17 protein-coding genes and 1 pseudogene are annotated in these 18978 nt (G+C 71.8%); 10 read left to right on the forward strand and 8 right to left on the reverse strand.

The window, feature by feature from the left end; translation table 11 throughout:
- Positions 1 to 22: 22 nt before the first annotated feature.
- Positions 23 to 145, forward strand: a pseudogene (locus tag IEZ11_RS22105) (EamA family transporter); the annotation flags it as partial.
- Here IEZ11_RS22105 and IEZ11_RS22110 read toward each other — a convergent pair.
- On the reverse strand, positions 142 to 462 hold the full coding sequence (locus IEZ11_RS22110; RefSeq protein ID WP_229713281.1) for a hypothetical protein: 321 nt from the start codon (positions 460 to 462) through the stop codon (positions 142 to 144). The pseudogene IEZ11_RS22105 and the gene IEZ11_RS22110 sit on opposite strands and share 4 nt — an antisense overlap.
- A 174-nt stretch (positions 463 to 636) precedes the next feature.
- On the opposite strand from IEZ11_RS22110, the gene IEZ11_RS22115 reads away from it, so the two are divergent.
- The 5 genes from IEZ11_RS22115 (at position 637) to IEZ11_RS22135 (ending at position 7099) form a co-directional block, all read left to right on the forward strand.
- Entirely contained in the window at positions 637 to 1578 is a 942-nt protein-coding gene (locus IEZ11_RS22115) for an ABC transporter ATP-binding protein (protein WP_189264546.1), read from the forward strand.
- Positions 1575 to 2933, forward strand: coding sequence for an ABC-2 transporter permease family protein (locus IEZ11_RS22120; RefSeq protein WP_189264547.1), 1359 nt, complete (start codon positions 1575 to 1577; stop codon positions 2931 to 2933). Before IEZ11_RS22115 ends, IEZ11_RS22120 begins: the two co-directional genes overlap by 4 nt.
- A gap of 13 nt (positions 2934 to 2946) precedes the next feature.
- On the forward strand, positions 2947 to 5700 hold the full coding sequence (locus IEZ11_RS22125) for a bifunctional YncE/alkaline phosphatase family protein (RefSeq protein WP_189264548.1): 2754 nt from the start codon (positions 2947 to 2949) through the stop codon (positions 5698 to 5700).
- 143 nt (positions 5701 to 5843) lie between these two features.
- Positions 5844 to 6725, forward strand: a complete 882-nt coding sequence (locus tag IEZ11_RS22130; RefSeq protein ID WP_189264549.1) for an NAD(P)-dependent oxidoreductase — start codon at positions 5844 to 5846, stop codon at positions 6723 to 6725.
- Between the two features lie 98 nt (positions 6726 to 6823).
- Positions 6824 to 7099: a DUF1876 domain-containing protein gene (locus IEZ11_RS22135; RefSeq protein WP_189264609.1), complete on the forward strand. Its 276-nt coding sequence runs from the start codon at positions 6824 to 6826 to the stop codon at positions 7097 to 7099.
- Positions 7100 to 7149: 50 nt separating this feature from the next.
- Here the strand turns inward: IEZ11_RS22135 and IEZ11_RS22140 are convergent, their stop codons facing one another.
- From IEZ11_RS22140 to IEZ11_RS22150, 3 genes are all read right to left on the reverse strand, one after another.
- Positions 7150 to 8319, reverse strand: a complete 1170-nt coding sequence (locus tag IEZ11_RS22140) for a serine hydrolase domain-containing protein (RefSeq protein WP_189264550.1) — start codon at positions 8317 to 8319, stop codon at positions 7150 to 7152.
- Between the two features lie 101 nt (positions 8320 to 8420).
- Positions 8421 to 8825 carry an organic hydroperoxide resistance protein gene (locus tag IEZ11_RS22145; RefSeq protein WP_194548440.1) on the reverse strand — a complete coding sequence of 135 codons (405 nt, stop codon included), beginning with the start codon at positions 8823 to 8825 and terminating at the stop codon, positions 8421 to 8423.
- Positions 8826 to 9005: 180 nt separating this feature from the next.
- Entirely contained in the window at positions 9006 to 9434 is a 429-nt protein-coding gene (locus tag IEZ11_RS22150; protein WP_229713287.1) for a MarR family winged helix-turn-helix transcriptional regulator, read from the reverse strand.
- 484 nt (positions 9435 to 9918) lie between these two features.
- Here IEZ11_RS22150 and IEZ11_RS22155 point away from each other — a divergent pair, with 484 nt between their 5' ends.
- Complete coding sequence (locus IEZ11_RS22155) at positions 9919 to 10266, forward strand: SsgA family sporulation/cell division regulator (RefSeq protein WP_189264553.1); 348 nt, start codon at positions 9919 to 9921, stop codon at positions 10264 to 10266.
- 9 nt (positions 10267 to 10275) lie between these two features.
- On the opposite strand, the gene IEZ11_RS22160 is transcribed toward IEZ11_RS22155, so the two are convergent.
- The 4 genes from IEZ11_RS22160 to IEZ11_RS22175 form a co-directional block, all read right to left on the reverse strand.
- Positions 10276 to 11946 carry a penicillin-binding transpeptidase domain-containing protein gene (locus IEZ11_RS22160; RefSeq protein WP_189264554.1) on the reverse strand — a complete coding sequence of 557 codons (1671 nt, stop codon included), beginning with the start codon at positions 11944 to 11946 and terminating at the stop codon, positions 10276 to 10278.
- A 105-nt stretch (positions 11947 to 12051) separates the two neighbouring features.
- Positions 12052 to 13662 carry a penicillin-binding transpeptidase domain-containing protein gene (locus IEZ11_RS22165; protein ID WP_189264555.1) on the reverse strand — a complete coding sequence of 537 codons (1611 nt, stop codon included), beginning with the start codon at positions 13660 to 13662 and terminating at the stop codon, positions 12052 to 12054.
- A 204-nt stretch (positions 13663 to 13866) separates the two neighbouring features.
- A complete protein-coding gene (locus IEZ11_RS22170; RefSeq protein WP_189264556.1) occupies positions 13867 to 14073 on the reverse strand; it encodes a hypothetical protein in 207 nt (68 codons plus the stop codon).
- 99 nt (positions 14074 to 14172) lie between these two features.
- Entirely contained in the window at positions 14173 to 15963 is a 1791-nt protein-coding gene (locus IEZ11_RS22175) for a dolichyl-phosphate-mannose--protein mannosyltransferase (protein ID WP_189264557.1), read from the reverse strand.
- A 143-nt stretch (positions 15964 to 16106) separates the two neighbouring features.
- Here IEZ11_RS22175 and rsmI point away from each other — a divergent pair, with 143 nt between their 5' ends.
- The 3 genes from rsmI to IEZ11_RS22190 all read left to right on the forward strand — a co-directional run bounded on the left by rsmI (position 16107) and on the right by IEZ11_RS22190 (position 18796).
- Positions 16107 to 16955 (forward strand): 16S rRNA (cytidine(1402)-2'-O)-methyltransferase, encoded by an 849-nt coding sequence (rsmI, locus tag IEZ11_RS22180; protein ID WP_189264558.1) that lies wholly within the window; start codon positions 16107 to 16109, stop codon positions 16953 to 16955.
- A 460-nt stretch (positions 16956 to 17415) separates the two neighbouring features.
- On the forward strand, positions 17416 to 17847 hold the full coding sequence (locus IEZ11_RS22185; protein WP_189264559.1) for a hypothetical protein: 432 nt from the start codon (positions 17416 to 17418) through the stop codon (positions 17845 to 17847).
- 46 nt (positions 17848 to 17893) lie between these two features.
- Positions 17894 to 18796: a TatD family hydrolase gene (locus tag IEZ11_RS22190; RefSeq protein WP_189264560.1), complete on the forward strand. Its 903-nt coding sequence runs from the start codon at positions 17894 to 17896 to the stop codon at positions 18794 to 18796.
- Positions 18797 to 18978 lie beyond the last annotated feature (182 nt).

Here is an 18978-nt window from a genome sequence, read left to right on the forward strand (position 1 = left end):
AACACTGTATGAGCCGGGTATGACATCGATCATCGTCGGCGCGGCCATCGGAGCGGTCTTCTTCAAGGAGCGGTTCGGGGCGACCAGGATCGCGGCGGCCGGGCTGGTGGTCGTCGGGATCGGGCTGATGCTGCACGCCGGTTAGCCGACGGGCCCGGCGGCCGCCTTCCCCCGGTCGCGCCGGGCCGGGACCAGGCGCGCGGCCACGAGCAGCACGAGTGCGGCGCCCATCAGGTACAGGCCGAGGCGTGCCTCGGGCACCGCCGGCGACCACACCCGCCACCCGGACGACGAGTAGCTGTCGGCCGCCAGGTAGCCCGAGTAGATCCTGGCCGTCGAGCCGGTCTGTCCGCGCACCCACAGCAGGGCGCCCAAGGCGCCGCAGGTCGCGGAGACCGAGTGGAGGATCGTGGCGCGGCGCGGGGCCGGTCCGTTCACAGCGGCGCGTTCGGTCTTCGTCATGGTGGGTGGATTCTCCTCCTTGGCCGGTAGCGGTCTTGAACCGGCCGTCCGTTCGGCGGACTTGCCGTTGCCTTGACGAACCGTTCCACCGCCGTTCAGCCGACTGCCTGTGCCCGGGATGTGTGTTCTCCATAAAGTCCCTGCGGATTGCGGAAGAAGGGACGCATGGGACTCATGGACACACCTCGCGCAGTCCGGGCCCGCGGGATCACCAAGTACTTCGGTGACGTCGTCGCACTCGACGGTGTCGACCTGGATGTGACACAAGGTCAGATCCATGGTCTGGTCGGTCCCAACGGCGCCGGAAAGACGACACTGCTGGGTCTGCTGCTCGGCCTGGCCGCCGCCGACGGCGGCCGGCTGGAGATCCTCGGCACCCCGGTCGAGCGGGCGCTCGCCGCCCCCGACGGCGTCGCCGGCTTCGTGGACGCGCCCGGTCTCTACCCCTCGCTCACCGCCCGGCAGAACCTCGCCGCGCTCGCCGCGCTCCGCGGCCTGGCCACGGGCGCGGCGGGCATCGACGACGTGCTCGGCGAGGTCGGCCTCACCGAGGTCGCCGACGACCGGACCCGCGGCTTCTCGCTCGGCATGCGACAGCGCCTGGGACTCGCCGCGGCCCTGCTCACCAGACCCCGGCTGCTCGTGCTCGACGAGCCGTCCAACGGCCTCGACCCGTCCGGCAAGAGACAGGTGCACGGCGTCCTCCACCGGCTCGCCGCCGACGGCACCGCCGTGGTCCTTTCCAGCCACCGGATGGACGACCTGGAGGCGCTCTGCTCCGAGGTCACCATCCTCGCCACCGGACGCGTGGTGTTCTCCGGTCCGCTGGGCAAGCTGGCCGCCGAGAACCGCGAACTCGACTACCGGCTGCGCACCTGCGACCCGCGGACCGCGCGCCGGATCGCCGGGGACACCACCGGGATCCGGATCGTCGACGACAGCGGGGTACGGCAGGACCCCGACGTGCTCGTCGTACGCGCCCTGGTGCCCGCACTCGACGAACTCGTCGCGCAGGTCGTGCGTTCGGGCGTCGCGGTCCGCGAACTCGCCCCCGTCGTGTCCCCGCTCGAAGCCGCGTTCCTCGCCCTCACCGAGCACCAGGAGACCGGCCGATGACCGCGACCGCCGCTCCCGCCACCGAGTCCGCCCCGTCCGTCGCGCGCAGGGTCCCGGTCTTCCGCGGCTACCGCTTCGAACTGGTCAAGCTGGTCTCGCAGTGGCGGATCCGGCTGCTGGTGGCCGCCTGCTGGATCGTGCCGGGGCTGTTCGTCGCCGGGGTGGGCCAACAGAGCACGCTCCCCTCCGACACCCTCTTCGGCCGCTGGATGCACGCCACCGGGTGGGCCGGGCCGCTGGTGCTGCTCGGTTTCGCGGGCACCTGGGCGCTGCCGCTGCTGACCTCGGTGGTCGCCGGTGACGTGTTCGCCGTCGAGGACCGCCTCGGCACCTGGCGCCACCTGCTGGTGGCGGTCCGCTCGCCCGCGCGGATCTTCGTGGCGAAGTCGCTGGCCGGCCTCACCGTCATCCTGCTCCTGGTGGCCGGACTGGCCGTCTCCAGCACGACAGGCGGGCTGGCCTCGGCCGGTGACCAGCCGCTGGTCGGCCTCGACGGCCACCTGCTGTCGCCCGGCGACGCGGCCGGCCGGGTCCTGCTCGCCTGGCTCGCGGCCCTCGCCCCGACCCTCGCCCTGGCCGCGATCGGACTGCTCGGCTCGGTCGCCCTCGGCCGCTCCCCGACGGGCCTGCTGCTGCCCCCGGTCGTCGCGCTCGCCATGTCGGTCGCCCAGATGCTGCCGCTGCCCGTCGCCGTGCGCCTCGCCCTGCCCGGCTACGCCTTCACCTCCTGGAACGGCCTGTTCACCAGCCCCGTCCAGCTCGCCCCGCTGCTGATCGCCGTCACGGTGAGCCTGACGTGGACGGTGCTCGCCACCGCCCTCGCTTACCTGCTGTTCGTACGGCGGGACTTCACCAACCCGGCCGACGACGGCTCCGGGCGCCGCGCGCTCGCCTTCGGCGTGCTGCCGCTGGCCGCGCTGACCGCCGTCACCGTCGGCGCGGTCGCCGTGGCCACCCCCTCGACCGGCTCCGGGATCACGCAGGACAAGGTGCAGAAGTCCCTCGCCACGGTCTTCGGGCACCTCTACCGCCTGCAGACGCGGGAACTCCGTCGGCCCGCCGTCACCGAGGCGCAGTCGAGGGCCACGGCGGCCTGCACCAAGAGCGACGGCCAGGCCGCCCAGGAGGGCGCGGGCAACGACTGGCGCTGCGTCGTGAGCTGGCACCTGCCCGGTGTCGCGGTCACGGGCACCGCGATCTACCAGCTCGACATCACCTCGGACGGGCGGTTCGTGGCCGACGGCGACGGTCCCAAGGAGGTCAACGGCTACTTCCTGGTGCGGACCCCGACCGGCGACGCCCCGAATCCGCTGTGGCAGTTCGACGGCAACGTCGACCTGCTCGACACCCAGTGAAGGGAACAGCTCCGTGCAGGTAACCCGCCAGCGTCGGATCAGAGAGAAGAAGCAGCTCAGCCTCTTCGGCAGACACGTCGGCCGCCGCACCCTTCTGGTGACGACCGGTATCGCCGTCGCCCTCGGTGTCACGGGCACCGCGGTCGCCTCGACGTACCGGTTCGGCACCCAGCAGGTCGGCCAGACCACCGCCGACGGCCAGGTCGTCGCCGCCGACCAGTACATCAACCCCTACGGCACCCGTTCCGTCATCAACGACGGCAAGATCATGTCGTCGACGGTCAGCCCGGACGGCACCCGCCTCGCCGCGTCGATCGCCGACGGGGACGCCTCCCTGGTGGTCGTGGACCTGGCGACCGGGCAGGTCAAGCAGAAGATCGGCACCAGCACCGCCGACGACCTGCGGATCAGCAGCGGCGCGGTCGGCCAGGAAGGCCCGACGTACTCGCCCGACGGCAAGCAGCTGTGGCTGGGCCAGGCGGGCGGCTACACCAGGTTCACCGTCAACGCCGACGGTACCCTCGCGAGCCCCACGGCCGTCCCGATCGCCGCCGACGGCTCCAAGCAGGCGCTGGTGGGCGCGGCCGTGTTCTCGGCCGACGGCACCACCGTGTACTCCGCGGTCAACGGCGAGAACAAGGTGGTCGCCATCGACGCGGCGACCGGCACGGTCGAGCAGACCTGGGCGGTCGGCAACGCCCCGCGCGGCCTCGCCCTGGCCGGCGGCAAGCTCTACGTCAGCAACGAGGGCGGGCGCCCGGCCAAGGCCGGCGACACCACCATCAACTCCTACGGCACCGACGTCGTCGCGAACCCGGAGACCGGTGCCAGCACCACCGGCACCGTCAGCGTCATCGACACCGCGGACCCGGCCGCCCCCGTCGGCACCGTCGACGTCGGCCTGCACCCGACCGCCGTGTACGCGAGCAGGGGCGCGGTGTTCGTCACCAACACCGCCGACAACAACGTGTCGGTCATCGACACCCGCAAGGACAAGGTCGTCCAGACCATCGCCACCCAGCCGTGGCCCGAGGCGTCCGTCGGCTACGAGCCGAACGCGGTCACGCTCACCGACGACGGCCGGCTCCTCGTCACCCTCGGCCGTGCCAACGCCGTCGCCGTCTACCGCTACACCTCCGCGCATCAGCCCGCCCGCTACGTCGGCCTGCTCCCCACGGACTACTTCCCCTCCGGCGTCACCGCCGTCGGCGACCAGGTCGTCGTCGCCAACACCCGTGGCATCGACGCCCTCCGTCCCGACGCCGCCGGTCACAACACGCACGACACCACGTCCAGCATCACCCGGTTCACGCTGCCGAGCGACCAGGTCGTCAGGTCCGAGACCGCCAAGGTGTTCAGGCAGAACGGCTGGACCGGCGGCTCGGTCAAGACCGCCAAGGGCGACAGCCACAAGAAGGCCGTCCCGGTCCCGCGCCGGATCGGGGACCCGTCGACGATCAAGCACGTCTTCCTGCTGGTCAAGGAGAACCGCACCTACGACCAGGTCTTCGGCGACCTCCCGCAGGGCGACGGCGACTCCGCGCTCACCCAGTTCGGCGCGAACGTGACGCCGAACCAGCACGCGCTGGCCCAGCAGTTCGGCCTGTACGACAACTTCTACGACATCGGCACCAACTCCGCCGAGGGCCACAACTGGCTGATGCAGTCCGACAACCCGGAGTACACCGAGTCGTCGGCGGGCGAGTACACGCGCAGCTACGACACCGAGGACGACGTCCTCGGCCACCAGAAGACCGGGTTCATCTGGACCGGCGCGCAGGCGGCCGGGAAGTCCGTGAAGGACTTCGGCGAGTTCCAGTCGCTGGAGACCAAGCCGTCCGGCGCGACCTGGCAGAACCTGTACTGCGACAGCAAGAACATGGCCGCGACCGGGGCCGGGACCGCCTACCCCATCCAGACGGGCTCGGCGATCCCCTCCCTCAACGACGTGACGGTGCAGGGCTTCCCGAAGTTCGACCTGGACGTCCCGGACGTCTACAAGGAGCAGATCTGGCAGCAGGACTTCGAGAAGAACGGCCCGGCGAACCTGAACATGTTCTGGTTCTCCAACGACCACACCGGCGGTCCCGCGAACGCGGCCGCGGAGGTCGCCGACAACGACCTCGCGGTCGGCCGGATGGTCGACGAGATCACCCACAGCAAGTACTGGAAGGACTCGGCGATCTTCGTCGTCGAGGACGACTCGCAGGCCGGCCTCGACCACGTCGACGGCCACCGCGCCCCGGTCCAGGTCATCAGCCCGTACGCCCAGCACGGCACGGTCGACGACCACTACTACTCGCAGATCACGATGGTCCGGACGATCGAGCAGATCCTCGGGGTGCACCCGATGAACCAGCTCGACAGCGCGGCCACCCCGATGTACGGGGCGTTCACGAAGAAGCCGGACGACACGCCGTTCACGGCGGTCCCCAACCGGACCTCGCTGACCCTCGGCGTGAGCCCGCAGCCGGCCTGCGGCTCGGACACCCCGGCGGCCCAGGACACCGCGGCGGCGGCCGCCCCGACGGCCGTCTCCGTCCCGGCGGCCGAGAGGTCCCTCGCGGCCCAGTGGCAGACGTGGGCCAAGCACCAGCGGCTGACCGGCAAGAACGCCGTGCCGGACTACGCGAACCCCGCCCAGATGAACCGGTACACCTGGTACCAGACCCACAACTGGACCAAGCCCTACCCGGGTGACCGGAAGATCTACACGCCGGACGACGTGCCGGGCGCCTACCTCCCGTCCGCGGAGAACGACGGCTGACCCCGGCCCGCTCGACGTCAGGGGACCCCGGCCGCCGGACCGGGGTCCCCGCGCGTTTCCGCCGCGCCGCCGGGCACCAGGGCACCCGGGCACCCGCGGGTAGGCCAAGCTGGCTGCGGAACGTACGAGGACAGGGAGACGTCATGACCGACAAGCCGACCGTGGGCGTGCTGGGCACCGGCATCATGGGTGCCGCGATGGCCCGCAACCTCCTCAGGGCCGGGCACACCGTCCGCGCGTGGAACCGCACCCGCGCCAAGGCGGACCCCCTCGCGGCCGACGGCGCCCAGGTCACCGACACCCCGGCCGAGGCGGTCGCGGGCGCCGACGTCGTCCTGACCATGCTGTACGACGGCGCCACCGCGCTGGAGACGATGCGGGAGGCGGCGGGGGCGCTGCGTCCCGGCGCCGTCTGGGTGCAGTCGACCACCGCGGGCCTCGACCAGATCCCCGGACTCGCCGCGTTCGCCCGCGAGCACGGCCTGGTCTTCTACGACGCCCCGGTCCTCGGCACCCGGCAGCCCGCCGAGGCCGGACAGCTCACCGTCCTGGCCGCGGGGCCCGAGCAGGGCCGGGAGACCGTCACCCCGGTCTTCGACGCCGTCGGCGCCCGCACGGTGTGGACCGGCGACGACGGGTCCTCGGCCGCCGCGACCCGGCTCAAGCTGGTTGCCAACAGCTGGGTCCTCGCGGCCACCGCGGCGACCGGCGAGGTGGTCGCGCTGGCACAGGGCCTGGGCGTGGACCCGCACCGCTTCTTCGACCTGATCGCGGGCGCCCCGCTCGACATGGGCTACCTGCGGGCCAAGGCCGGGCTGATCCTCGACGGCGGGCTGACCCCGCCGTCGTTCGCGGTGGACACCGCGGGCAAGGACGCCCGGCTGATCGTCGCCGCAGGCGCGAGCCACGGCGTGCGCCTGGACGTGGCCGAGGCGGCCGCCGAACGCTTCGCCCGCGCCGCCGCCCAGGGACACGCCGACGAGGACATGGCCGCCGCCTACTTCGCGAGCTTCGAGGACCGGTAGCGGACCGGGGGCCCGCGCCGACGTGACGGTGCGGGCCCCGAGGGAGCACCCTGGAAACAGCGACTCCGGAGGTGGTCCCCATGACGAACGCGATGAACGTGACGAGAACGACTGTGGGATGGCACGTCGAGATGGAGTTCCTGGAGGACGACACGCACACCCGCGCGGTGGCCCTGGTACGGCTGCCCGACGCCACCGAGGTACGCGCGCACGGTCACGCGAGCCGTCACGAGTCCGACAGCAACCAGCCCAGGGTCGGCGAGGAGATCGCCGGCGCCCGTGCCCTCAACGAACTGGCCATGCAGTTGCTGTCCAAGGCGCACGGCGAGATCGACGCGCAGTCGGGGCGGCACTCCCACCCGATCAACGTGTGAGAGGCACCGTCTGAGAAGCAGCGTCGCAGAAGCGCGGGGGCGTGCGGTGGTCAGGACAGCGCCGTGCGCACCGCGCGCACCAGCGCCTGCGCCCGCGGGTCCGCCGTCACGCTCTTGCGGAAGCCGTTGGTGACATAGCCGAAGGCGATGCCCGACTCCGGGTCCGCGAAGGCGAGCGCGCCGCCGCGGCCCGGGTGGCCGAAGGAGGCGGGGGAGAGCAGCGGGGACGCGCTGCCGTGCAGCATGTAGCCGAGCCCGAAGCGGGTGGCGACGACCAGCACCCGGTCCGGCCCGGCCGACCGCTCGGCGCGGGCCAGCTCCACGGTCTCCGGCGTGAACAGCCGCCTGCCGCCGTCGACCTCGCCGATCAGGGCGGCGTAGAAGCGGGCCAGGCCGTCGGCGGTGGCGATGCCGTTGGAGGCCGGCAGGACGGCCGCGCGATAGGCGGGGTCGTTCTCGTCCGGGAGCGGGCTGATCGCGCCGAACGCCCGGCGGGTCAGCGATCCCGGGTCGGTGTAGGCCTCGGAGACGGCTCGCTTGGGCCGGGTCCGGAGCGCGCCCGCGGCGGCGGGCGCCTCGACGGGCCCCACGCGTCCCACGCGCGCCTGTTCCGCGGCCGGGAGCCCGAGCCACAGCTCGGCGCCGGCCGGCCCGGCGATCTCGTCCGCGATCCACTCGCCGACGCTCCGCCCGGTCACCCGCCGCACCAGTTCACCGGTCAGCCAGCTGTACGTCTGCGCGTGGTAGCCGTGGTCGCTGCCCGGCTGCCACGCCGGTGCCTGGGCGGCCACCGCGGCGGCGCCGAGGTCGGGGTCGGCGGCCTCCGCGGGGGTGAGCGGCCGGTCCAGCACCGGTACGCCCGCGCGGTGCGCGAGGAGTTCGCGCACCAGCGTCCGCTCCTTGCCGGCCGCCTTGTACTCCGGCCAGTGGTCACCCACCGGCGCGTCCAGGTCCAGCTCCCCGCGCTGGTGCAGGAGCAGCAGTACGGCGGCGGCGACGCCCTTGGTGGCCGAACGCACGATCTGGGCGGTGCGCCGCTCCCAGGGTGCGTCGCCGGCGTCCCCGTCGAAGTCCCGGGCGCCGCCCCACAGGTCGACGACGCGGTGCCCGTCCCGGTAGACGGCCACCGCCGCGCCCCGGTCCCCGAGCAGCTCGAAGTTGCTCGCGAACGCGTCCCTGACCGGCTCGAAGCCCTCCGCCACAGTGCCGTGCACGTCCACGCCCGGATCCCTCCACCCACTCGTCGCCGACAGTGGGTGGAACAGGGCCGTGCGGCCTCGGATTCCGCGCTGCGACGTGGTCTGCGGCACGTGCCCGGCGGTCAGCCGAGCACGATCGTCACCTCGATGTTCCCGCGCGTCGCGTTCGAGTACGGGCACACCTCGTGGGCGGCGTCCACCAGCTTCGCCGCGAGGTCCGCGTCCACCACCGGCAGCGAGACGCTGAGGGCGACCGCGAGGCCGTAGCCGCGCTGCTTGTTGGGGCCGATGCCGACCTTCGCGGCGACCGTGGAGCCGGTGAGGTCGTAGCCCGAGCGATTGCCGACGAGGATCAGCGCGTTGTGGAAGCAGGCGCTGTAGCCCGCGGCGAACAGCTGCTCCGGGTTGGTGCCGTTGCCGTCCCCGCCCAGCGCCGGGGGCATCGCCACCTTGAGCTCGATCTGGCCGTCCTGGCTGGTGACATACCCGTTCCGGCCGCCGTGCGCGGTCGCCTCGGCGACATACATGATCTTCGTCGGACGGGTGTCGACAGCGGCGCCTTCGATCACGGCGGGACCTCCCCCAGGGCGGAAACAGTGGTGGGCAACACAGGAGTGCGCAAGCACATCGTGCACAAGGTACCGACCGGTAGGAAGCCCCGGGAGGGGCAGGGGGTGGAAACCGTGGGTAACAGGAGGCGGCCGGCGCTACCAGGGCCGTGCGGCCGCCCTGCCCGCCCGCTCCGCGAGCTCCCGCAACTCCTCGCGCAGCCGCGTCACGTCGGCCCCGTCGAGTCCGGTCGTCGTGAGCAGGGCGCCGGGTATGCGTGCCGCGCGCTGCTTCAGTTCCTCCGCGCGCCCGGTGCACGCGACGAGCACCGAGCGCTCGTCCCGCTCCGAGCGCTCCCTGCGTACCAGGCCGGCCCCCTCCAGCCGCTTCAGCAGCGGCGACACCGTGCCGTAGTCCAGCCGGAGCGCCTCCGCGAGCTCCTTCACCGTGGCCTCGCCCCGCTCCCACAGCACGAGCAGCACGAGGTACTGCGGGTAGGTGAGCCCGAGTTCGTCGAGCAGCGGGCGGTAGGCGGCGGTCACGGCGCGCTGCGCCGCGTACAGCGCGAAGCACAGCTGGTCGTCCAGCCGCGGCGGCCCGGCGGGCGGTCCGGGGGGCGGCCCGGTGGTCGGCCCGGCGGCCGGCCGGGCGAGGGTCCGGGCGTCCTCTTGATGCGTCACGCACCCATTGTCACGGACGCGCGGACGCATGGGACGGTCGTCACGCAAACGCGTCATATGCTCCCGGGCCCCGCCGCCGCGGCGCGCGGGTCGAAGCCGAAGGGGGTTCCAGCCGGCGGGCCCGTCGGCGGCGATCGTGCCGTCGCTCAGGACCAGGGAGCGCGGGCACGGCTCCAGGGCGTACGGCAGGTCGTGGGTGACCGTCAGGACCGTGGTGTCTGATTATTCGGGGTCCTATTGCGAAGCTTGTGCAAGAGCGAGAAGGTCGTCACTTCCGGGGCCGGGTGCGGGACGCGAGGACTCCCGTAAGCGCATTCCGGAATATGTGCGACATTGGAGAGGAAAGCGGCTGAACAGCTTTCACAGATCACGGAGCGTAGAGGGCAGTCCGATGTCTGTAGTCGAGCAGTACGCGCGAGCCCACATCGTCACGGACGAGGACGCGCAGGAGGAGCCGCCCGCGGTGCCCGTCGTCCTGCGCTACGACCCCGACGCCGATCCGAGGACGGTCCGGGTCGGCCTGCCCGGCACGGACGAGTGGACGTTCTCGCGCTCGCTGCTGGAGCAGGGCCTCAGGGCCCCCGCCGAGAGCGGCGACGTACGGGTGTGGCCGCTCGGGCGGGTCCAGGCCGTGGTGGAGTTCCACTCCGACCACGGCACGTCGGTGGTGCAGTTCGAGTCGAAGGCGCTGCTGCGGTTCCTCAGGCGGACGTACATGGCGACTCCGGTGGCCGGCTGACGTTCCCCGCTAGAGCGAGGCGCCCAGCTTCAGCAGTGCCGCCACGATCGGTCCGGCCGTGTCGCCGCCGTGCCCGCCCGCCTGGACCACGCCCGCCGCGGCGAAGTCCCCGCAGTACGCGGTGAACCAGCCGTTCGGCTTCTTCTGGCCGTCGACCTCGGCCGAGCCCGTCTTGGCGCCGCAGCTCGAACTCAGGCCCGACATCGCCTTCGCGGCCGTGCCGTACCCCGCCGTGTACTGCATGACCTCCTTCAGCTGCGCCTGCGTCTTCGACGACATCGTGCGCGAGGCCTTCGCGATCGTCCGGTTGTCGACGCTCGGGGCGACCAGGTAGGGCTGGTGGAAGGTGCCGGTGTCCACGGTGGCCGACACCGAGGCCATGTTCAGCGGGTTCATGCGCACCCCGCCCTGCCCGATCAGCGAGGCGCCCATCTGCGCGCCGCTCTGCACCGGGACCGAGCCGTCGAAGGTCGGGACGCCGATGGCCCAGTTGTTCATGCCGAGGCCGTAGACCTGCTGGGCCTCGGTGGTCAGGTCGCTGTCGGAGAGCTTGGGCGCGAAGTCGATGAAGGCGTTGTTGCAGGAGGCGCCGAAGCTCAGCTTGAACGAGCCCTGCTTGATCTCGGAGTCGTCGTCGTTGTGGAACGTCCACCCGGCGAGCTTGTACGTCTTCGGGCAGGGGTGCGAGGCGTCCGGGGTGATGAGCCCCTTCTCGAACAGCATCGTCGACGTGATGATCTTCATGGTGGAGCCGGGCGCCAGGGAGCCCTGGAAGGCCACGTTGAAGCCGTGGCTGGAGTTGGCGACCGCGAGGACCTCGCCGGTCGACGGGCGCATCATCACGACCGAGGCGTTCTTCTGCGTGGTGACCTGCTTCTCGGCGGCCGCCTGGAGGGTCGGGCTGAGCGTCGTCTTCACGGTGCCCGGCGTGCCCTTGCTGAGTTCCAGGAGCGTCTTGTCGGAGAGCTTCTCCTTCTCGGACGCCTTGCCGCGCACCACGCGCAGTTCGACGCCCGCCTTGCCGCCGGCCTTCTTGCCGAACTTCTCCCGCAGTCCGTCCAGGACCGAGCCCAGCGACGGGTACTTGGCGGTGGTGATCTCCCCGCCGTCCCGGTCCAGGGCCTTGATGGGCGGGGTGCCGGACGCGCCGGTGACCAGGGTGTCGCCGTCCGCGAGGTCCGGGTGGACGACCGCGGCGTGCCAGTTCACCACCGGCTTGCCGTCACTGGTCCGCCGGATCACGGTGAACGCGGAGTCGTACGACAGCGGCTTGCTGACGCCCTTGTACGACACCGTCGCCTTCACGGAGAACGGGACCTTGTCGCCGGTGCGGGTGCCTTCGGTGAGGGTGACGCCGGTGACGTGGGCGTCCTTGGCGTAGCCGGTCAGGAGCCTGACGCAGGCCTTGCTGTCGTCCGTGACGGCGGCGGCCTGGGTGACCTTGCCGTGCTGCCAGGACGACAGGAAGGTGCGGGCCGTCGTCTGCACCTCGGTGGCGGAGAGCGGGCCGGTCTTGACGGGCTTGTGGTCGGCCGTCTTCGTCGACGCCGCGTCGGCGGCCCCGCCGCCGTACAGCGCGTACAGGCCCAGGCCCGCGCCGCCGACGACCACGGCGATCATCCCGCCGATGACGGCGGGTCTCTTCTTCCGTCGCTCGACGACGCGCCTTCTCTTGCCCACAGCTCAGTTCCTCCGCGCACTTCCCCCGGGGTCCCCGCCGCCCCGTAGCCCTCACGCTCCCCAACGACTGCACACAGCCTAGAGTCCCGGCCTGTGGGAGTGACGTCAGCCACCGATCCGTAGCACACTCGCGACAATCGGCCCGGCCGCGTCGATGCCGTGGCCGCCGTCCTGGGTCATGGCCGCGGCCGCGACGTCGTCCCGGTAGCCGGCGAACCAGCTGTTCGACTTGGACTGGCCGTCGACCTCCGCCGACCCCGTCTTCGCGCCGATGCTGCCGCTCAGGCCGCGCATCACGCCGGCCGCGGTGCCGCTGGTCGCGGTGCGGTTCATCATGGCGCGCAGCTGCCCGACCGTGGCGGGCGACAGGCCCTTGGCGGTGGCCAGTTCACGGCCGTCCAGCTGCTGCGCGACCAGCACCGGCTGGTGGAAGGTCCCGGTCATCGCGGTCGCCGCCACCGACGCCATGTTCAGCGGGGACATCTGCACCTGGCCCTGGCCGATCAGGTTGGCCGCGGTGTCCGGGCCGCCGGAGGCGGGGACCCGGCCGTCGAAGCTCGGGATGCCCACCTTCCAGTTGTTCTTCCCGAGCCCGAACCGGTCCTCGGCCTCCTTGGTGAGCGAGTCGACCTGGACCGAGTCCGCGTACTTCACGAACGCCGTGTTGCAGGAGCGCGCGAAGCTGTCCGAGAGGGTGGCCTTCAGGTCGGGCTGGAGTCCCTTGAGGTTGCTGAAGGTCTGGCTCTGCCAGGTCGCGGTCGGCGGGCAGGGTGCCGGGCCGTTCGCCGAGGTCAGGCCGGTGTCGATCAGGGTGGCGGCGCTGATGATCTTCATGGTGGAGCCGGGCGCCAGCTCGCCGAGGAAGGCCGCGTTGAAGCCGTCCTCGCGGTGGTTGGCGACCGCCAGCACCTCGCCGGTGCTGGGCTTGACGGCCACCACCGAGGACTCGGCGTACTTCGTCACCGCGGTCTCGGCGGCGGCCTGCACGCGTGCGTCGAGCGTCGTGCGCAGCTTGCCCGCCCGTCCCGCCTTCAGGGTCAGCAGCGTGGTGTCGGCGGACTCCTCGGAGGCGTGCTGGATGACCAGTTCCACGCCCGGGGTGCCGCCGGCCTTGTCGCCGTACCGGCTGCGCAGCTCGTCCAGGATCGGGCCCAGGGACGGGTACCTGTCCTTGGTGAGGACCTTGCCGTTGCGGTCCACCGCCTCGATCGGCGGGCTCGCGGCCTCGCCGGTGGACAGCGTGTCGCCGCGCCGGAGCTCCGGATGGACGACGGTCGGATCCCAGTCGACGAGCGCGCGGTGCGTGGTCTCGCCGCGCACGACCGTCAGGCGGCTCTTGTAGGCGAGCGGTTTCGACTTCCCGCCGTAGGACACGGTCGCCTTCACGCTGTACGGCACGGTGGCGCCGGTCGCCCTGCCGGGCGTGATGTGCACGTCCTTGATGTGCGCCACGTCGCTGAAGGAGGTGAGCACCGGTTCGGCGTCGGCGGAGTCGTTCGTGTACGACGCCGCGGTCACCGACTGGCCCTTCTCCCAGGCCGCGAAGAACTTCTGGGTGGTGTCCCTGATCTCGTCCTTCGTCGGCGGCCCGGTACGTACGGCCGGTGTGCCGTCACCATGGAGCGCCGACAGCACGTTGTAGGCGCCGTACCCGCCCCCGCCCAGCACTGCCGCGCAGACGCCGCCGATCAGGGCGCCCTTGACCCCCTTGCGCATGGTGCGAAAATCCCTCCCGTGAGCTTTTGCCGCATTTTGTGAACGCGTTCAAAAGCGGGTTGTGACTCGCACTGTAGGTCGTTGTGGGGCCCCTGCGGCAGGCGTTGACCGATTGTTGGCCGAACTGTTGGTCGACTGGAAACCGCGGCCGCGGCTTGCGCGGGAGCGCCCCGCAGCGCGTGGCTGCGGGGCGCCTGGTGGGGTTCAGTCGACTATCTTGCCGTCCTGCGTACCGCCCACGCAGGTCCCGGTATGGGGTATCTGCTGCTTGCTCCAATCGACCGTTCCGCCGCCCGACGTGCACTCACCCGGGGTGAGGCTGGCGGCATGGGCGGTGACGGCACCTGTGAGGCCGAGCCCGGCGAAGGCTGCCGCGGCGATGGCGGCGGCGAGGAATCGTCGAATGCGCATGTGGTTCGCCTTTCACGGATTACCTCGGTTGGGACAGTACTCAGCTTGAGGTTGATCCATGTGGGTGACACATCATGTTGGGCCGTTCGGGTGACATCGCTAGACCCAGGTGTCCAGCCACATCCGCGAGCGCCAGGAGTCGATGGGGATCGCCGTGCCCGTGTACAGGGGCCAGAAGTAGATGAAGTTCCAGGCGATCAGCAGCACCAGGACGCCCGCGCTCGACGCGCCGACCAGCCGGCGGGTGTCGCTGGAGCCCGGCGGGCCGATGATCGCGCCGATCATCATCGCCACCGCGAGACACAGGAACGGCACGAAGACGACGGCGTAGAAGAGGAAGATCGTGCGCTCCTGGTACATGAACCAGGGCAGGTAACCGGCGGCGATGCCGCAGGCGATTGCGCCGGCCCGCCAGTCGCGGCGCAGCGCCCACCGCCACAGGACGTAGGCGATCGCGAAGCAGGCCGCCCACCACAGCAGCGGGGTGCCGATCGCGAGCACCTCACGGGCGCACTTCCCGCCCGCGTCCGACGGGCAGCCGTCCACCCCGGGGGACGGCGACTCGTAGTAGTACGACACCGGGCGGCCCAGCACCAGCCAGGACCACGGGTTCGACATGTACGTGTGCGGCGACGAGAGGCCGACGTGGAACAGGTACACCTCGTGCTCGTAGTGCCACAGGCTGCGCAGCCAGTCCGGCAGGAACGTCCAGCTGCCGCCCTTGCCCGCGGTGGCCGCCCAGTCGCGGAAGTAGCCGCCGGTGCCGTCGGTGGGGGAGAGGATCCAGCCGATCCAGGAGACCAGGTAGACGGCGACCGCCACCGGGACCGTCGCCAGGAACGTGATCCCCGTGTCGTGCGCCAGGACCGCCTTGTACGGGTGCCGGGCACCGGCCACCTTGCGGGCGCCGACGTCCCACAGCAGGGCCATCACGCAGAACGCGGCCAGGATGTAGAGGGCGTTCCACTTGGTGCCGAGCGCGAGGCCCAGCAGCAGGCCCGCGGCCCAGCGCCAGGGACGCCACCCGAAGCGGAAGTCGTCGGCCACGCGCGCGTCCGGGCGGATCCGGCCGTCCGCCTCGGCCGGCAGCGCGGCCGCCAGCTTCGCCCGTGACCTGTCCCGGTCGATGACCAGGCAGCCGAACGCCGCCAGCACGAAGAACATCAGCACCCCGTCGAGCAGCGAGGTGCGGCTCATCACGAAGTGCAGTCCGTCCACCGCCATCAGCCCGCCCGCCAGGCAGCCGAGGAACGTGGACCGGAACATCCGGCGCCCGATCCGGCACAGCAGCAGCACGCTCAGCGTGCCGAGCAGCGCGGTCATGAACCGCCAGCCGAACGGGTTGAAGCCGAAGATCAGCTCCCCGAGCCCGATGACGTACTTGCCGACCGGCGGGTGCACCACGTACGCCGCGTCCACCGGGATGCCGACATGGCCCGCCTTCTGCAGGATCAGGTCGTTGGCGTTCTTGTCCCAGTTGACCTCGAAACCGCGGTGGACGAGCGCCCACGCGTCCTTCGCGTAGTACGTCTCGTCGAATATCACCGCCTTGGGGCTGCCCAGGTTCCAGAACCGCAGCAGGCCCGCCAGCAGCGTCACGAGGAGCGGACCGCCCCAGGCCGACCACCGCGTGATCCGCTCGGCGAGCACCGGGGGCACCCCCAGGGCGAGCCACAGCCGGGAACCGGGCCGGGCGTACGGCGGCACCAGGCGGTCGACGACCTCGGCGCGCGCGCCGGAGCCCGCGGCGCCTCTGCCACCGGCAGGGTGCGCCGTGTGCGCCGGGCTTGCCGGGTAGCCGAACCGGCGCAGCCGCTGCTGCCACGTCGGCCGCTCGTCGAGCACTGCCTGGCCCTGCCGGGTGTCCGTGGAGGACGCGGTACTGGTCACCGCGCCATCGTAGGGAACCGTTCTGTGTGAGTCCCGTGCAATGGGGCTTCGCGGTGGGTTCCTTTGCGTTCACCGCCCCGGCCGCCGGGGCGGTGAAGTCCGGTGGGGACGGCGCTGTCGGTGGCGGCTGCGAGGATGGAGGCGTGACTGGAACCCTTGTCCTCGCAGGCACCCCCATCGGCGACGTCGCGGACGCGCCGCCCCGGCTCGCCGCCGAGCTGACCGGCGCCGACGTGATCGCGGCCGAGGACACCCGGCGGCTGCGGTGGCTCACCCAGGCGCTGGGCGTGACCCCCAGGGGCCGCGTGGTGTCGTACTTCGAGGGCAACGAGGCCGCCCGCACCCCGGAACTGGTCGAGGAACTCGTCGGCGGCGCGCGCGTGCTGCTCGTCACCGACGCCGGGATGCCCTCGGTCTCCGACCCCGGCTACCGGCTGGTCGCGGCCGCCGTGGAGAAGGAGATCCGGGTCACCGCCGTCCCGGGGCCGTCCGCCGTGCTCACCGCCCTCGCGCTGTCCGGGCTGCCCGTCGACCGGTTCTGCTTCGAGGGGTTCCTGCCGCGCAAGGCGGGCGAGCGCCGCTCCCGCCTCCAGGAGGTCGCCGAGGAGCGCCGCACCCTCGTCTACTTCGAGGCCCCGCACCGCCTCGACGACACCCTCGCCGCCATGGCCGAGGTCTTCGGCGCCGAGCGCCGGGCCGCCGTCTGCCGCGAGCTGACCAAGACGTACGAGGAGGTACGGCGCGGTCCGCTGGCCGAACTGGCGGTGTGGGCGGCCGACGGGGTGCGCGGCGAGATCACCGTGGTCGTCGAGGGGGCCCCCGAGCGCGGGCCCGAGGAACTCGACGCCGAGGAGCTCGTGCGGCGGGTGCGGGTGCGGGAGGAGGCCGGCGAGCGGCGCAAGGAGGCGATCGCGGCGGTGGCGGTGGCGGCGGGGATCCCGAAGCGGGTCGTGTTCGACGCGGTGGTCGCGTCGAAGCGTGCGGACGGCTGAGGGTGGCGGTTTCGGGAGCGCCGTCGTGGTTGCTCCTGTGTAGTTCTGTGCGCAGTGGCGGGGGCTGGTCGCGCAGTTCCCCGCGCCCCTTCGGGGGCGCCCTCGTGCGGGGTGTTTGAAAGGGGGCGCGTCCTGATCTCCGAGCGGGTCGCTCCTCTCTTGAGCGTGCGCCCCTGACCTGCGGCGATGTGTCCTCTGAGCGGGGAGCTTCTCCTCTGAGCGCGCGCCCCACGGGACGGTAAAGCAGGGGCGGGAAACGCAAAGCCCAGCCCTGTGCGACGAGGCCGATTTGGCAAGCAGAATCCAAATCGCCTCCAACACTCGGCAGGCCTGTCGCATTCGCGTCGGTGAAGGCGTCCACTGGTCAGCAGGGACGCACCCGTCCCTCACCCCCATGGGATTCCGGGGGGAATCCCGCGCCGGGGGTGCGTGCTTGTCCACGCGGACAAGAGGAGCTGGCATGAGTGAGATCGCAGGGCAGACCGGCCTCGGCAGTGCGGCCACAGCCGTTGTCCACGAGTCGTATTCCTTCGCCTGCATGCGCTGCGGGCACGGCTGGGAGCAGTCGTACGAGATAGAGCACCACACCGACGCCGACAACCACGAGTTCGTCAAGTACGTGGCGAACGGCCGGGTCGTCCCGTCGCCGCTGAGCCGGCCCTCGTGCCAGAACTGCGACGGCCAGGTCCTGCGGATCATGCGGGCGGGGCAGGTCTCGTCGGTACGGGACGCCGCGCAGCGGTCGCATCGGCCGGCGGCGCAGGGCCGTGCCGCCGGACAGGACGGCACGGAGACCGGACCGGCCGCGGCGGAGACCTCCGTGGCGGACGGGGCGGTGCACCACTGGCACCTGTCGGACCTGCTGCACCCCTTCCAGCGCAAGGCGAGCTGACCCGGGCGAAGGTCCGGCGGGCGTGCCCCTTTCGTAGGATCGGGGCATGCCTTCGAACGCCACCGGTCCGGCTTCCCGTACGGCCGACAAGAACACGGCGCCGCCGCTCCCGGAACCCCTGCGGGTGCCCGTCGCCGACTCCCACACCCACCTCGACATGCAGTCCGGCACGGTCGAGGAAGGTCTCGCGAAGGCCGCGTCGGTGGGTGTGACGACCGTCGTCCAGGTCGGCTGCGACATCAAGGGCTCGCGGTGGGCGGCCGACACCGCCGCCGCGTACGGGAACGTCCACGCGACCGTCGCCCTGCACCCCAACGAGGCCCCGCGCATCGTGCACGGGGACCCCGACGGCTGGTCCCGGCAAGGGGTCCGTGCGGGAGGCGGCGACGCGGCGCTGGACGAGGCGCTGGCCGAGATCGACCGGCTGGCCGGGCTGCCCCAGGTGAAGGGGGTCGGCGAGACCGGCCTGGACTACTTCCGCACCGGGCCCGAGGGCAAGGCCGCCCAGGAGCGCTCCTTCCGCGCCCACATCGAGATCGCCAAGCGGCACGGCAAGGCCCTGGTCATCCACGACCGCGACGCCCACGCCGACGTCCTGCGCGTCCTCAAGGAGGAGGGCGCCCCCGAGCGCACGGTGTTCCACTGCTACTCCGGGGACGCCGCGATGGCCGAGGAGTGCGCCCGCGAGGGCTACTTCATGTCCTTCGCCGGCAACGTCACCTTCAAGAACGCCCAGAACCTGCGGGACGCGGTGGCGGTGGCCCCCCTGGAACTGCTCCTGGTGGAGACCGACGCGCCCTTCCTGACCCCGGCGCCGTACCGCGGACGGCCCAACGCCCCGTATCTCGTTCCGGTCACGGTGCGTGCGATGGCGGCCGTGCGCGGTATCGACGAGGACGCGCTGGCGACGGCGCTGGGCGCGAACACGGCCCGCGCCTTCGACTACTGAGGGTATATCGATCATAACCGGCGCATAACGTTCGCGGGGCGCGCCATGGTCCGCCCGCGACCGTGCGTAGTCGTGCCGCTTTGGAGAGTGACGGGAGCTCCGCTAGGTTCTGGGGGCCCGATCCGGACCCCTCTGGCCTTCTGGAGCGTGTCGGCGTGAGCACATCGCAGTACGGGACGCCT

Source organism: Streptomyces fuscichromogenes (assembly GCF_014645815.1).
Classification (GTDB): Bacteria; Actinomycetota; Actinomycetes; order Streptomycetales; family Streptomycetaceae; genus Streptomyces; species Streptomyces fuscichromogenes.

What these genes read in the sequence shown, in the direction of transcription:
- IEZ11_RS22110 (WP_229713281.1), bottom strand. Translation starts at nt 462, where the DNA reads ATGACGAAGACCGAACGCGCCGCTGTGAACGGACCGGCCCCGCGCCGC.
- IEZ11_RS22115 (WP_189264546.1), top strand. Translation starts at nt 637, where the DNA reads ATGGACACACCTCGCGCAGTCCGGGCCCGCGGGATCACCAAGTACTTC.
- IEZ11_RS22120 (WP_189264547.1), top strand. Translation starts at nt 1,575, where the DNA reads ATGACCGCGACCGCCGCTCCCGCCACCGAGTCCGCCCCGTCCGTCGCG.
- IEZ11_RS22130 (WP_189264549.1), top strand. Translation starts at nt 5,844, where the DNA reads ATGACCGACAAGCCGACCGTGGGCGTGCTGGGCACCGGCATCATGGGT.
- IEZ11_RS22145 (WP_194548440.1), bottom strand. Translation starts at nt 8,825, where the DNA reads ATGTATGTCGCCGAGGCGACCGCGCACGGCGGCCGGAACGGGTATGTC.
- IEZ11_RS22155 (WP_189264553.1), top strand. Translation starts at nt 9,919, where the DNA reads ATGTCTGTAGTCGAGCAGTACGCGCGAGCCCACATCGTCACGGACGAG.
- IEZ11_RS22165 (WP_189264555.1), bottom strand. Translation starts at nt 13,662, where the DNA reads ATGCGCAAGGGGGTCAAGGGCGCCCTGATCGGCGGCGTCTGCGCGGCA.
- IEZ11_RS22170 (WP_189264556.1), bottom strand. Translation starts at nt 14,073, where the DNA reads ATGCGCATTCGACGATTCCTCGCCGCCGCCATCGCCGCGGCAGCCTTC.
- IEZ11_RS22185 (WP_189264559.1), top strand. Translation starts at nt 17,416, where the DNA reads ATGAGTGAGATCGCAGGGCAGACCGGCCTCGGCAGTGCGGCCACAGCC.
- IEZ11_RS22190 (WP_189264560.1), top strand. Translation starts at nt 17,894, where the DNA reads ATGCCTTCGAACGCCACCGGTCCGGCTTCCCGTACGGCCGACAAGAAC.